16 protein-coding genes are annotated in these 13,782 nt (G+C 59.0%); 8 read left to right on the forward strand and 8 right to left on the reverse strand.

What is annotated here, in order from left to right:
• The first annotated feature begins 201 nt into the window (after nt 1-201).
• Nucleotides 202-720, forward strand: a complete 519-nt coding sequence (locus NLK60_RS04880; RefSeq protein WP_254809770.1) for a DUF7984 family protein — start codon at nt 202-204, stop codon at nt 718-720.
• 57 nt (nt 721-777) lie between these two features.
• On the opposite strand, the gene NLK60_RS04885 is transcribed toward NLK60_RS04880, so the two are convergent.
• Nucleotides 778-1,269 (reverse strand): hypothetical protein, encoded by a 492-nt coding sequence (locus NLK60_RS04885; RefSeq protein WP_254809771.1) that lies wholly within the window; start codon nt 1,267-1,269, stop codon nt 778-780.
• Nucleotides 1,270-1,398: 129 nt separating this feature from the next.
• Between NLK60_RS04885 and nucS the strand changes: the two genes are divergently transcribed.
• Complete coding sequence (gene nucS / locus NLK60_RS04890; protein WP_256530392.1) at nt 1,399-2,127, forward strand: endonuclease NucS; 729 nt, start codon at nt 1,399-1,401, stop codon at nt 2,125-2,127.
• Nucleotides 2,128-2,320: 193 nt separating this feature from the next.
• Nucleotides 2,321-2,461, forward strand: coding sequence for a DUF7128 family protein (locus NLK60_RS04895; protein WP_254809772.1), 141 nt, complete (start codon nt 2,321-2,323; stop codon nt 2,459-2,461).
• Between the two features lie 56 nt (nt 2,462-2,517).
• On the opposite strand, the gene NLK60_RS04900 is transcribed toward NLK60_RS04895, so the two are convergent.
• A complete protein-coding gene (locus tag NLK60_RS04900) occupies nt 2,518-2,946 on the reverse strand; it encodes a DUF5796 family protein (protein ID WP_254809773.1) in 429 nt (142 codons plus the stop codon).
• A 166-nt stretch (nt 2,947-3,112) separates the two neighbouring features.
• Between NLK60_RS04900 and NLK60_RS04905 the strand changes: the two genes are divergently transcribed.
• A complete protein-coding gene (locus NLK60_RS04905; RefSeq protein ID WP_254809774.1) occupies nt 3,113-3,985 on the forward strand; it encodes a shikimate kinase in 873 nt (290 codons plus the stop codon).
• Nucleotides 3,982-4,311, forward strand: a complete 330-nt coding sequence (locus NLK60_RS04910) for a chorismate mutase (protein WP_254809775.1) — start codon at nt 3,982-3,984, stop codon at nt 4,309-4,311. The genes NLK60_RS04905 and NLK60_RS04910 overlap by 4 nt, the downstream gene beginning before the upstream one ends.
• Before the next feature lie 431 nt (nt 4,312-4,742).
• Here the strand turns inward: NLK60_RS04910 and NLK60_RS04915 are convergent, their stop codons facing one another.
• Both NLK60_RS04915 and NLK60_RS04920 read right to left on the reverse strand, forming a co-directional pair.
• The gene (locus tag NLK60_RS04915) at nt 4,743-5,096 is read right to left on the reverse strand and encodes a type II toxin-antitoxin system PemK/MazF family toxin (RefSeq protein WP_254809776.1); all 354 of its coding nucleotides are present in this window, start codon (nt 5,094-5,096) and stop codon (nt 4,743-4,745) included.
• Nucleotides 5,093-5,332, reverse strand: a complete 240-nt coding sequence (locus NLK60_RS04920) for a hypothetical protein (RefSeq protein WP_174653696.1) — start codon at nt 5,330-5,332, stop codon at nt 5,093-5,095. The genes NLK60_RS04915 and NLK60_RS04920 overlap by 4 nt, the downstream gene beginning before the upstream one ends.
• 441 nt (nt 5,333-5,773) lie before the next feature.
• Here NLK60_RS04920 and NLK60_RS04925 point away from each other — a divergent pair, with 441 nt between their 5' ends.
• Complete coding sequence (locus NLK60_RS04925) at nt 5,774-6,145, forward strand: 30S ribosomal protein S8e (RefSeq protein WP_254809777.1); 372 nt, start codon at nt 5,774-5,776, stop codon at nt 6,143-6,145.
• A 177-nt stretch (nt 6,146-6,322) separates the two neighbouring features.
• Here NLK60_RS04925 and NLK60_RS04930 read toward each other — a convergent pair whose 3' ends face one another.
• Nucleotides 6,323-7,804, reverse strand: a complete 1,482-nt coding sequence (locus tag NLK60_RS04930; RefSeq protein WP_254809778.1) for an RtcB family protein — start codon at nt 7,802-7,804, stop codon at nt 6,323-6,325.
• A gap of 98 nt (nt 7,805-7,902) precedes the next feature.
• Nucleotides 7,903-8,637, reverse strand: a complete 735-nt coding sequence (locus tag NLK60_RS04935) for a glycosyltransferase family 2 protein (RefSeq protein WP_254809779.1) — start codon at nt 8,635-8,637, stop codon at nt 7,903-7,905.
• Nucleotides 8,638-8,811: 174 nt separating this feature from the next.
• On the opposite strand from NLK60_RS04935, the gene NLK60_RS04940 reads away from it, so the two are divergent.
• Nucleotides 8,812-9,816 carry a beta-ribofuranosylaminobenzene 5'-phosphate synthase family protein gene (locus NLK60_RS04940; RefSeq protein WP_254809780.1) on the forward strand — a complete coding sequence of 335 codons (1,005 nt, stop codon included), beginning with the start codon at nt 8,812-8,814 and terminating at the stop codon, nt 9,814-9,816.
• Between the two features lie 107 nt (nt 9,817-9,923).
• Here NLK60_RS04940 and NLK60_RS04945 read toward each other — a convergent pair whose 3' ends face one another.
• The gene (locus tag NLK60_RS04945; RefSeq protein WP_425499066.1) at nt 9,924-11,792 is read right to left on the reverse strand and encodes a putative sodium/potassium/calcium exchanger; all 1,869 of its coding nucleotides are present in this window, start codon (nt 11,790-11,792) and stop codon (nt 9,924-9,926) included.
• 185 nt (nt 11,793-11,977) lie between these two features.
• Nucleotides 11,978-12,697 carry a DUF7504 family protein gene (locus NLK60_RS04950; RefSeq protein WP_254809782.1) on the reverse strand — a complete coding sequence of 240 codons (720 nt, stop codon included), beginning with the start codon at nt 12,695-12,697 and terminating at the stop codon, nt 11,978-11,980.
• Nucleotides 12,698-12,852: 155 nt separating this feature from the next.
• On the opposite strand from NLK60_RS04950, the gene NLK60_RS04955 reads away from it, so the two are divergent.
• Nucleotides 12,853-13,770, forward strand: coding sequence for a DUF7547 family protein (locus tag NLK60_RS04955; protein ID WP_254809783.1), 918 nt, complete (start codon nt 12,853-12,855; stop codon nt 13,768-13,770).
• The last annotated feature ends 12 nt before the right edge of the window (nt 13,771-13,782 follow it).

Here is a 13,782-nt window from a genome sequence, read left to right on the forward strand (position 1 = left end):
TCGAAGCGTCGTGAGCCGAACCGTACGATGACGGGCACGTGTCCAGTTACCTGATTCAGACGGGAAGATCCCAGGGAGAACCCGCTTACCCGAGCCTATTCCGTGCGTGATATAAAAACCTTCCCAATACGGCCCTTCCAATGGAGTGCTCAGAGCGCGTTCGGTCGGAATATTCAGGGTAAACCACGGCAAACTTCGACCATGGATCGACCCACTCGAGAGTCGGTAACACTCACTCGAGACCGAGTCGCCGAAGAACGCGACTGGATGCTCACACGAGGGGACCGCATCGTTCCGTTGATCAACGACGTCCGGACCGAACTGGGCGATATTTTTTCGGCTGACGTCGACCCAGTCACCGAGAGGGATTACCGTGATGAAGTGAACACGGTCTTCGCGGATGGGGACCTCGCTGTCAACGTCGCTGCCATGGTCGCAATTCTCCGGAACCTCGACGTCGAAGGCGATTACCCCGGCTTCATCGTCGACGAAATTCTCGGCCGCGAGCTGGCAGCGACGATTGCCGGGACACAACCGCTCCGAACACTCGGCGAGGCGACGTTCCACTACGCGGACGTCCACGTCCACGGTCCGGAAGACGAAAATGCCGGTGTCGACGACCTCGAGGCGGCACTCGCGGCCGGTTTTCAGGAACGGATTCCGGGGTGGGACTGGACCGAACGGGAGAGTCCGTTCAGTCTGGAGCCACGGCGAGAATAGTATCGACAGGATTCGTCCATCAGCAACGCTGATAGTACAACGCTATGGAAAATATAGTTAGGGTTCGGAATCCGGTGCCGGCTCGCCTCCCGCGGCATCTTGCTGTGCCTGCAGTTCTGCAAACCGACTGCCGGGAAGCAATCCGTCGACGGCCTCGTTCGAGAGCGCTTCGATGAGGGCACCGTCGCTCCCCTCGAGTAAGAGCGCGCCGACCTCTGGGACGGTGTCTTCGACCGTGATGTCCACGTCCTCAGCGTATGATTCGACGGACTCGACGGCCCCAGCCGTCAGTTCTGCCTGCAAGGACTGCAACTCGGCCATCGCTTCCTGTTCGGAGAGCTCATCGTCCTGAACTTTTGCGATCAGTTCCTCCTGGAGTTCAGCAACCTCCTGTTGTGCTTCTTCGTCGGGTTCGACGAAGGCCATGACACCTGATTCCGCGGGTTCTTCCGATTGGCTCGAGCGGAGTTCCGTACAACCGGCAAGAGCCGACATCCCGGCGATACCGACACCCGACAAAAAACCGCGGCGGTTGGACTGTGGATTCATATATTTAAAAGCCGAGGACTCGAGAGGGAAAAGTCGTGGGATGTGCTCGTGGGCGGTGAAAGGGACACCATCCATGGCACCCCAACTCGAGGACGGGCCGTTTTTATTCGCCGCCTCCTACGTTCAACTGTGCGCTCTCTCGAGTCACCCGAACTACAGACGGCAGCCACCGTCGTCACCGAAGGGATTCGCGCCGGAGAGCTCGTGACACTGTTCGGGTGCTGTCGCGTCGAGTACGACGGACGAGCGTCCAGCACCCTCGGATCAGGGAATCGATACGTTCTGCTCAAACCCGATGGAACTGCGTTGGTCCACACCGCAACCGGACAACAACCGGTCAACTGGCAACCGCCGGGGTGTACACATTCCGTCGCGATGGTCGAGGGAGTGCTCGTCGTCACCAGTGAGCGCGACACGCCCACAGAACGGTTGACAATCAGGTTCGAGTCACTCGAGCACGTCGGCAGCTTTCGAGTGACAGACGATCCGGATGAAGTTACTGTCGTCGGAACGGAAGCCGATCTAAGCGACCACCTGCTCGAGAACCCATCGCTTCTCGAGTCGGGATTTACACCACTGGCGACCGAACGAGATACCGCCGCCGGTGCCGTCGATATCTACGGCACCGATAGAGAGGGTCGAACGGTCGTCGTCGAACTCAAACGACGACGCGTCGGCCCCGATGCAGTGAGCCAACTTCGGCGGTACGTGGATGCCCTGTCTAGAGAACTTCATACCGACGCCGAGATTCGGGGCATCCTCGTCGCTCCATCGGTAACCGACCGAGCTACCGGCCTCCTGGAGGAACACGACCTCGAGTTTGTGTCCATCGAACCACCGGCTCGAGAGGACCCATAACCGATACGAGCAGGTAAAAATCATTGCACACCATATCAAAAGGCGGTGACGTGGCTGGTGTGTCAACCGTTTCACTGGCAACTATATCGTTGCGGTTGAGCGCTCCTTTGGCGATACTTGTTGAGGATGATAAGTACTGGAATGAAACCAACTCGGAGAAACGCCTTTAGCGTCACGTGTGTCACACCCCATCATGGTCTCGACCACCCAGCGTGATGGTGAAACCTGGTACGAGTGTGAAGAATGTGGGTTGTTGTTCGACCTCGAGAAGGATGCGAAGGCACACGAACGGAACTGTGACGACGATGACGACGGCCCCTCGTACATTCAGTGACCGAGCATTGAAAGGTGACCCCAGAGGGAGACCCACAGCGGCCGATCAAGCGCCGTCTATACCGAGTCGACGAGTTCGTACGAGTGTTCGCTCATTTCGTCTTCGGCGAAGACGAAAACGCGACCGTCGATTAGCGAGTGGTCGGCCGTCACCCGAACGGAGTATCCCTCGGTCTCGACGGTGACTCCCGGAAACAGTTCCTCCTCGTCGGTCGACTCGAGCATCACGCGACCGACCCCCGTAGCCTCGAGAATGTCCTCGTGGGTGTTCCGGTCGTTGATATAGGTCATGATTCCCTCGACACCGTCCGGGCCGGTGACCAGTACGTGCACTTCTTTTCCAGGCGGAGATTTCACCGACGATTCGACCGGTTCCGGCACCCCATTATAAAACGTCTCTCGACCGTCGAGGTACTCCACGACGACGCCACCATCGACGAGGTCGACGGGCAGCGTGCTCGGGGCCACGTTGGAACGCGTACTCATACGTGTACACTCGAGGCGGGCGGGGAAAAACACCACGAAAGGTCGCCCTATTGGGTGAGCGCTGCTTGAAGCTGACGGAAACAAGACGGCTACCCGACACAACCCTGATGCGGCCAGATACGCACCGACCATCAGTCGTAAATAGGCGCTGGGAGAGAGCCTATGTATGGACGGTCGGGCGGTCGCACCAGCAGCAGGCACCGTACTCAACGCCCTCGCAACAGGAACCGGATCGGCGTTCGCACTCGATCTCGAGACCACCGCGACGGTAACGCTCAGTGACGACCCTATCGTGAACGCGACCATCACGGATGCGCCCGATGCCGACACGGGTCTGATCGAACGGTGTGTGGAGTTCACCCTCGAACGCTACGGGCCGGCGGCCGACCCCGATGCAACACCCCTCGGCGCACAGGTCACGACCGACAGCGAGGTTCCAATGGCCTCGGGCCTGAAAAGCTCGAGTGCCGCCGCCAACGCGACCGTACTCGCGACCCTCGATGCACTCGACCTCGGCGACGAAGTCGACCGCCTCGAGGCCTGCCTGGTCGGTGTCGAGGCAGCCAGGGACGCGGGCGTCACCATCACCGGGGCGCTTGACGACGCCAGTGCGAGCATGCTTGGCGGCGTCACTGTGACGGACAACACGGAAGACCGACTTCTCCAACACGGCCGAGTCGACTGGTACGCAGCGATCTATACCCCACCCGAGCAGGCGTTCAGCGCTGATGCCGATGTCGATGCCTGTACCCGCATCGCTTCGACGGCCGAGTTGGTCGCCGAACTCGCGCTCGACGGCCGATACACCGAAGCCATGACGGTCAACGGTTTTGCTTTCTGTGGCGCACTCGAGCACTCACCAGCACCGATGCTCGAGGCCCTCCCCGACGCTGCAGGCGTCTCACTCTCCGGGACCGGGCCGAGTTACGTTGCAGTCGGTGATCGATCCGCCCTCGAGTCAGTCTGTAACCGATGGGCAGAGCGACCCGGGACAACCCGCCTGGTCGAAACGCGAAATGACGGAACCCAGATACGATGACGAACGAGACAGACACCACGACAGACGGAACAGCCACCGAAAGCCGATCACCCGAAGACATGGACCTCGAGGAATTACGCGAGGAGATTCAGGAAATAGACCGCGATATCGTCGAACTCATCGCCCGTCGAACGTACGTGGCCGACTCCATCGCGCAGGTGAAAGACGCGAAAGGACTGCCGACGACTGACGAGAGTCAGGAGGCTCGAGTGATGGAGCGGGCAGGTGAGAACGCCAATCGGTTCGACGTCGATGACAACCTCGTGAAGGCGATTTTCAGGTTGCTAATTGAATTGAACAAGGTCGAACAAAGGGATAGTAGATAGCACTAATCGAGTTTCTAAGCGCGTGTAACGCCCAATAAGCGATTGGAAATCTTCCGGTTGCTGTTCAGTTGGTTCGTGTTGAATGGTTTGAGCAGTAGACCGATCACCAGAACCAGCGGACACTACACGTGCAAATACATCACTTGTCTGAGTGAGCGTATTGGTCGTACAGCCACCACGGAACATCAAGTACCATAGCCAGTGCGACTGCTACTCCGAGTCCAACCAGTAACCCATCCGTGAGTCGAATTGCGAGGAAGACTGCAATACCGCTCACAGCAACTCTTGCCACTCGATTCGGGTTCCAATCAAAAAGGGCGGACCGAAGCGCGGACATACTGTTTGATTAGGTAGACTGAATTATAATCATTCTGTAAACCAAGGAGTGCCAACCAGTACACGCACGCTCTAAACTGATCACAGCAGATACGTCAGTCCAGTCCGAGACTTAGTTTCAACGCCCCGTCCACCGCCTCCATCGTCTTCCCGTCGAGGCTTCCAAGCACCGAGTGAATCCGTTTTTCGATGGAGACGACACGTATCTGGTCGAGACGGACCGAGGAATCTTTCTCGAACGGTGACTCCGCCGCTTCAACGAGGACCTCGAACGGATAGCCTCGATACGTTCCCGTCGCAGGTGCGACAATAGTTGTACTGGCATTTTTGTTCCCAACGTCGTTCTGGACGACTACCGCAGGGCGAGTTTTCTTCATTTCGTGCCCTTCCGCAGGATCAAGCCGTACGATAACAACGTCGCCGCGACGAATTTCCACGTCCTCGCTCATTTATCCAGCCCGCCCCACGCCTCGTCCGATGCTTCGTCCCACTCTTCTGCAAGCTCTTCCGCACTCTCAGATGCCTCGCGGTACGCAGCAGCCAGTTCATCTTCGTCGGGATGGTCAGATTCCACCTCGACGACGGCGACGGTCACACGTTTGTTCGCATATTCCGTTCCGAGATAGATTCGACCTCGGTCATCGGTCTCGTTCGTTCGGAGGTCCCGAGCATCTACTTTCGTCATGTTACCGACTTGGACCTATTGCTGAATAAGTGTTGCCCACTATTACCCACGATAGATATTTTCTGTGATTCGTACCATAGATTTCATCTACTTGAACAAAGTAGAGAAGCGTGAGAATAGGTAGCAAACAACACTAAAATTGAGAAGTGACCCAATAGATAAGCACTAACCGTATTTTGAGCGCGTTTACGTCCTGATAGCCGTTAAGAAATCTTCCGAGTGCTGTTTTGTTGGTTCGAGTCGAAGAGATTGAATATAGTAGCCAGTGAAACGATGTACACATCTAACGCGACGCCCGCTTGCGATAGGGTGGGCAATGACTTTCACTGGCTACTATAGAGACACCGACCGACGACGCACCCCTCGAGAGGACGGCGGACACGAACCGCATCCTCGCGCCGAAAAGGTGCATTCAAGTATACGCCACGACTTCGTGTGGGTATGCAAGACCAGGGACGCTCTACCCGCAAACGTACTGGCGGCCGACTGAAACCCTTCAAGAACCGACGCAAACACCAACTGGGCCGACATCCGACCGAGACGCAGGTCGGCGAACCTCGCTTCCGCGCCGTCGACGTTCGAGGGAACGGCGAGAAAACTCGTGCGCTGGCGACGAACGTGGCCAACGTGAACACGGGCGAGGACACGGTTACCGCAGACATCAACGACGTCGTCGAAAACGACGCCAACCCCAACTACGTCCGACGTAACATCATCACCAAGGGTGCCCTCATCGACACCAGCGAAGGCACTGCGCGCGTGACCTCGCGACCGGGTCAGACTGGCCAGGTCAACGCCGTTCTCGTCGAATAATCTCGAATACGCCGGCGGTTGGTAGTTCAGGCCGTCGGCGACCCACGCTGTTTTCGCTGGCAGTTCGACACCGGAACTGAGTCAGCGGTGATTGCACCGCCTATAGAGCGGTATCGCTCAGCAACTCGTCTGTCGTCGACAACAACGGCAAGCTCACGGGACGGGACGAGGCTGCGATCAGGAGTCTGCTTTCACGTTGTGGACGACCTCGAGTCGGTCTACCACGGTTGCGGTCTCACCTATCGCAGTCTCGATCACGTCACTGTTTTTGTACGCTCCTGGTGCTTCGTCGACCGGGAGAACGCTCGAGTGTACCCCGTTTGCCTCGAGTTCGGCCGCGATCGCCTCGGCATCGAACTCCTCGTGGGCCTGTGTCCGACTCATGACCCGACCCGCGCCGTGACACACGGAGTAGTTCCAGGCAGGATTTGACCGACCTTCACAGATGAGCGTGCCGTCGGCCATATTGAACGGGACGAGGACGCGCTCCCCTTCGTATGCACGCGTTGCGCCCTTCCGAATGATGCCGTCCCTGAAGTCGATGTAGTTGTGTGTCGATTCGATACGGTCGTCGAGCGACGTGTCGAGGACATCGGCGACCGTTTCGATCATCACACGACGGTTTTCAGCAGCGTAGTGCTGACAAAAGACCATGTCGATGAGATACCGGGCGGCGTGTCGGCCCTCGAGATACGCGAGGTCGTCCCCCGTGGCTTCCTCCGGGTTCGGAACGGCAGCTTTCAACGCCGTGCTGACCGTTTCGATTCGGGACGGGTCGTCCTCGAGGAAGTCGGCTTTGAGCGCCTCGTAGTCGACGAAATCTTCTCCCATACCGCCCTGTAACCACTCGAGAACGTCGCTGTCGCTGGTCTCTTTCGGATCGAACTCGAGATAACGCGTTGGATACGCCTCGAGTATTGCCCTGGCATCGTCGACCCTGTCATCGTGGAGACGGGCCGCTTCAGCCTGCCAGTACTCGGCCGTATTCGCGCCTAGCCCCCGACTGCCAGAGTGGACAACCACCCAGTACGCACCGGTCGTCTCACTCTGCCCAATCTCGAGAAAGTGGTTGCCAGAACCCAGCGTCCCCACGCTTTCGATGGCAGTTCGAACCGAAAAGTACGAACTCTGTGTGCCTGCCCGCTCGGCACAGAGCGTTTTGAAGTAGTCGAGGTCGTAGCCGCCCGCCTCGAGAAAGGACGCGAGCGTCTCGCGATAGTCCCCGTGAGCGACCTCGAGGAACGATTCGAGCCGCAGGTTCGCCCGTTTCCACGGAAACGAGTCACCAACGTGGTAGTACTCTCGTTCCGGGGCCTCGAGTCCGTCGGGGCCAAACCCCATCGGGATTCGTTCCCGGATAGCCTGATCGAGCCCCTCTCCCTCGAGTGGAAGGTCGTCGCCAAGGAGTCCAGCCGTCATCCCGCAGCCGATGTCGACGCCGACGACGTTCGGGACGACGTACTCGCCCAGTGGCATGGTAAAGCCGACGACGCTTCCTTTTCCCCAGTGGGCGTCGGGCATGATGCGCACGGGCCCGTCGAAGGCCTCGTGATCGATCATCGTTCGAATCTGTGCGAGACAGGCATCGTCGATCAGGTTGCTGTCGCCGTCGACTCCCATGACGCGTGCGCAGGTTTCGGTGCCCTCGAGTTCGATCATGCTCGGTATCAACGCTTTTCGGTCGCCGGATATAAACCGCGTCGTTTTGCCACCTCACGTCGTTTTGCCACCTCTCGAGAGACGAGCGATTCGCCCCCTCAAAAGTACGAGTCGGCCGGTGAGAGGCCGGGGCAAAAATAGGCGAGATAGCCGAAGAAGTAGGTAATAAACAGCCCCAGGTAGCCAACCCGCCGTTGGCGTCTCGTGGCGGTCCTGACGGGACAGGTCCGGTCGTACACCAACACACCGGCAGACCGAAGCCGCAACGAGAGGTCCGTATCCTCGAGGAAGGGCAGTGACTCGTCGAATCCATCCACCTTCTCGAACGCCGACCGACGAACGCTACAGTTCGGCCCTGGCTGTTGGACGAACCCCACTGGCCAGCTCACTCGATACCACCAATCAGAGAGGACGCGGAAACACAGCCGATGACGAAGTTGGCACCCGAGGGGCTCGAGCGGGCCGCCAACCCCGACGACGGACGGCGTGAGATAGTGTCGATAATGATCCTGTATCCACGTCGGTGGAACCACGGTGTCGGCGTCGGTGAACAGTAGAATATTGCCGGTTGCCGTCCGCACACCACGATTTCTCGCCTGCCCGGGTCCGCGTTCCGTGGCGTCCGTAGCGGTGCCCGTCGACGCGGGTTCGGTCTCTTCGAGAGCGCAATCGACGACTGCGTGTCGCTTCGCGACCTCGATGGTCGCGTCACCGCAGGCGACGACGATCACCTCTACTGTCCCCACAAACTGCTGTTCGTCGATCGAATCGAGCGTGTGCTCGAGTCGACACCCCTCTCCTTTCGCCGGAATGATAACCGAGACATCGGTCACCCCTTCTCACCGCTCGAGTCAGAGACAGCCAGCGCCCGGTTCCACCAGTTCGTTTGTGGTGTCATCCGAGAGAACCGTCACACGAACAGGTATAAATCGTTTGGATTGCTCGAGTCGACAGCCAGCCTTGCCACCGCCGTAACCCCCTTTTTTACCCATCACGTACACCCGCCAATGACGAGTGTGACCGTCAGCGCTGGTGCCCGACTCCATTTCGGTTTCCAGAACCTCTCGCTCGCCCGTGACCGTCTGTATGGCGGCATCGGTGTCGGCCTCAAGGAGCCACGCGTGACGGTGACCGCCGAACCGGCCGAAACGGTAGCCGTCAATGACTCACTGGCTCACCAGTACGCCACGCAGGCTGTCTCCCTCTTGTCCCTCCCCGGCATCGATCTCACCGTCGAAGAACGATTACCCAGACACGTCGGGCTCGGCAGCGGCACTCAGCTCGCCCTCGCAATCCTCGCCGCAAGTGCACGAGCGTACGACTGCGAGGCACACGTCCGTGAGCGAGCGCCACTGCTTGGACGTGCAGGACGGAGCGGTGTCGGCGTCGCGACGTTCGACCGCGGCGGGTTCGTCGTCGACGCTGGCCATCCGACTGGCCGGTTTACGACGGAGCAACCGCGCGATGGCAGCTGGACCGTCCCCTCGGTTATCTCCCGCCATACGCTCCCATCGAACTGGCGATTTCTGGTCGTCGTCCCTGAAGCGGACCCTGGCCGTAGCGGCACTGACGAGGACGCCAGCCTCCGAACTGTCGTGGAACACGCCGATCCGCTCATCGCCGACGACATCGCACCCCTGCTCACGCAGAAACTGCTTCCCGCTGCGGCCGACGGCCGACTCGAGGCGTTCGGCGAGGCGATCACGGCCATCGGACAAAAAAACGGTGCCTGGTACGCCGACGTGCAGGGTGGCGTCTTTCGGCCACCGGCCGGCGAACTCGTCGATGCCCTCTCCACATCCCCCGTTATCACCGGGGTTGGACAGTCGTCGTGGGGTCCCGCCGTCTACGGCATTACCGACGAAAGCCACGTCGACGAGGCCACCGAGGCCGCAACCCACGCGCTCGAGCATACCGATATCGATGGCCGGGTGCTGGTGACACAACCGGCCTCGAGTGGCGCGCGGATTCGAGAACACGGAAGCGATACCGAAGCGATCGCTGACTACTGATCTTTACTAGCAAGGTCTCGAAACCGATGACGTTCTTGGAGCACCGCAACAGCCAGCACTCGATACCAATGAGAGACGTCAAACGCCGTTCAAACGCTCGAGACTAATCACTCGGAATCGGAGAGATACAACGTCCGGTCGATACTGGTGACAGCAGCATCGCCCCACTGTTCGATCGCGTGTCCGTCGGCGTTTGGAATCTCGATAACGATTCGCTGATCGCCGATGGTGATCTCACCTTCCGGGGTCGACGCCTGATCGGCAAAGCTCTGAAGTTGATAGGTCAGCAACCGTTTCGTCGACCCCTGAATCTCTACCGTTTCCGGATCGAATTCGAAGGTCAATACGACGCCATCGTCGTCTTCGACCGAACTGACGTCGAAGCCGTGACTCGAGAACGTGAGCTCCGGCCCTCCTTCAGTCAGTGCCTCGAGCGCTTCGTCGAGCGGGATCGGAGTTGGCTCTGTGGAATCGACAGCTGGTTCGTCTTCGCCGCTTTCTGTGCTGTCTTCGTCGCCACCGGCGACCGATTCATCGCTTTCGCCATCCGCTGTGTATCCACTATCGCCGTCAACTGCCGGTTCAGCGTCGGTTTCGTCGACAGTATTAGCGTCCGATACCGCACTACTCGCCTCCGCAGCCGAGCCATCCGTCGGTTCACCCGATTCCTCGAGCGGGACCGAATCAGACTCCTCGCCCGGTTCGGCCTCGAGTTCGTTTTCATCGAAGGTGATCTCTCGAGACGTATCCGACGCCGATTCACCGGCTGTATCAGACCTTTCTGCGCCAGATTCCGTCGTTGGATCCGACGTTTCGGCTTCTGGTTTCGTAGCATCCAGCGTTTCGCCGCCCGGCTCCGTAGCCTTCTCGACACTCTCGCGTTCGTCCTCGCTGAATTCCGTTGCACCGGAGGAAGCAGCGATACCTTCGACCGCGTCATCGAGCGCTGTCGGTGGACCCTCCGCTGCAGTATCCTGATCGTCCACCGGGGCGTCGGCTTCCGGTGAAATCGCTTCGGGGTGATCGGAGCTATGGGCTGGTGGGGCAGCATAGACGGTCGAAGCCCCGGTTTCGTCGTCGTTGTCTTCCTCGGTTACGTCGTCGTTGTCTTCGGTGTCGGCATCCGCGTCCACTTCGTCATCGCCAGTACCTTCTGGAGAAGCTTCGTCTCCATCCGCGGTCCCATCCGTAGATTCGTACTGCTCGTCGTCCTCGTCATCATCGATGACCGCAGGCGACTCGAGCGCCCCGGCAATCGGCCTCGAATACCCTTTGGCGATAGCTTCACGGTCGATTGGCGTCCGGTACCATGGTGTCCGGTCCGGCGAGGTGATAAATCGCCCACGGTTCCGAGCCGCGTTCGGGTGGTCGACTGAAGCCGATTCACGGTCCGTGGACACCGCCCCAGCCGACGGGTCCACATCTTCTGTTGCTGTTTCATCCTCCGTTTCCGGTTCTTCATCGTTGCCCTTCTCAGCCGAGTCATCGACTGATTCGTCTAATTCATCCAGCGAATTAGCATCCTCCCTCCCGAGTGAGTCGTCCCCGGAATGGTCACCTGCTGTGGCCACGTCCTCATCCGGGGTCTGTGGACGCCGGGACTGAGCGTCCATCTCTCCTCGAGGCGACTCCGCAGGGTCTCGAGTGGCTCCGTGAGCCGACTGTGCCGAGTGGGTCTGTTCAGGACGGGTGTCGGGACGTGGCTCCTCCGCCGATGGCTGGGGACCGGAACTGATGGTTCCGTTACTGTTCAGATGCAGTTGTGTCCCACCGCCGGGGGCGTTCGAGAGCGTATTGATCCCGTATCCGATATCTTTCAGATCGTCGTCGATATTGTCCTCGAGTTTATCTATTTTGTCCCCAACGCTCCGAAGTGCCAGTGAGATGTCCCAGAGAACAACCACTGCAAAAAACAGGAGCGCCAGGAACACCGTCACTGCGACGCCAGCGAGAAATTGAATGTCCACTTCGACCATAAGGTAACTAGATTTGTCATCGCTCGGTCGCTATTTAGTAGTTCGGTCAGTATCGAATCTCGAGTCTCGGGGTGAGTCTCCGGGGCTCACACCGCCGGCCCGTCTCGCAAAAAGGTACTTCCAGACCGATCACGTGATCGCCTCTCTGTCACGTGATGACTCCCGGTATTGGCGGACAGTGACTCCTATATTTCGAGCCACTCGCTTGGACCGTTGCTGTCTCGAAGGCACCATCGTTGTTCGTAGCCTCCATCGCGGATTCGAACTTCGACAGTCGCGTCGAACAGCGGTTCGAGAAGGTTGACCGCATCGTGGTCAACATCCAGCGGGAGGTGGAAGTGTCCGATTCCGGAAACCTGTTTGACACTCGCAGTCGTCATGTGTAAAAGCCGAAAGACAGCTTCTGTCTGATACTCGTTCAAAAACGGGACGAGAGAGTCGACACAGACGCGAAGTTCCGCCGCTTCGAGTCCGCCACACCCGGCGTCGATCTCCGACACGGCATCGAACACTGCGGATCCGAGAGCCGACAACGAAACGTCAGGTGCATGGGTGAGATGCATCTCTTCTGCCGCCGTTTCACATCGATTCTCCGCCGTAGGATCTGTACTGTCGGTTGATGCAGACGATTCCCCATCGGCCGGTGGAGCGATTTCGAGAACGTGTGTCTCTGGCCCGGTCTCTGCAGCGGTGCAACTGTGGCCACGGTAGGTCGTTTCACTGGCCGTCACGATCAGCCGATATCGTGGCTGGTCGGACAACTCACCGAGGAGCCGACAGCAGACACGTTCGTGGGCAGCTTTTGCACCCGGTCCGACGAGCAGAATGTTTGCGCCTTCCTGCTTGAGTGACTCGAGCGCCTGGGCAAACACTGCCCCGTTCTCACCCCGTGGCCTTGCCTCCATCCTTTGTGAAAATTATCTAGGAGTGCAATAAATATTGCGGCTACTATCATCTATTTCGCCGAGTAGTGGAAATATATACCTCATCCGCACCAGGTCGGTTTCGAGACAGGAGGGTTGATCGGCTATTTTTTCAGTCTGTACGACAAATTCATCGTATGGACGACCGGACCGACGAACTCACAACAGCCATCAGGGAGCTAACAGCGACCCTGGACGAACTTCGGGTCGACCTCGAGCGAGGACGAACACGTCCCCGTCCACGATTTCGACCACCAACCCCCGAGGAACTGGCCACCTTCGGCGATGAAGTCGCGATTCCGGCGACAATCGGTATCCTCAAACTCAATATCAAAGCTCTCGAAGCGCTCCAGCGCACACTGAAGGCCACCCGTCGGAGCAAGGAATTGCGAGACGACGCCGACGCCGTTGCCAGTCGAACGAGGAAGCACTCGAGTGCCTTTCGTGAGACGACACTCGCACATCTCGATTCCGCGCTCGAGGAGTTACAGGAAGCCGTCTCGGGAGGTTCACTCGAAGCCGACGAGCGGACGCGAGACCTGCTCGAAGATGCGAGACGACTCCGTCGAGAAGTCGACAGACGACTCGAGCGTCAGTCGGACTCACTGAGAGCGGACGAATCGGCCGCCGAAACCTACCGGATCGATATCCACTCCGAGAACGATGACTCGGGGGCTCGAGACGAGAGCGGGCGGGCGACGGAGTCGAAAGATTCTCCCGTCGACGTCGATGTCGACGCCGAACTCGAGACCCTGAAAGAACAATACGCACCAGCGGACGAGGAGCCGTCGGAGAACGATGACACACAAGGCGACGATACCGACTCGAGGGCCGCCAACGAGGGGAACGACGATACCGACTCGAGGGCTGCCAACGAGGGGAACGACGATACCGACTCGAGGGCTGCCAACGAGGGGAACGACGATACCGATTCGGGGAAGGGTGACAACGGGCAAAATGGCGAACGTGACGACACCGACTCGGGGAAGGGTGACAACGGGCAAAATGGCGAACGTGACGACACCGACGATCACCGCTCGAATGACGACGGGTAGTGAATTTTCCAG

Source organism: Natronosalvus amylolyticus (genome assembly GCF_024298845.1).
GTDB lineage: Archaea > Halobacteriota > Halobacteria > Halobacteriales > Natrialbaceae > Natronosalvus > Natronosalvus amylolyticus.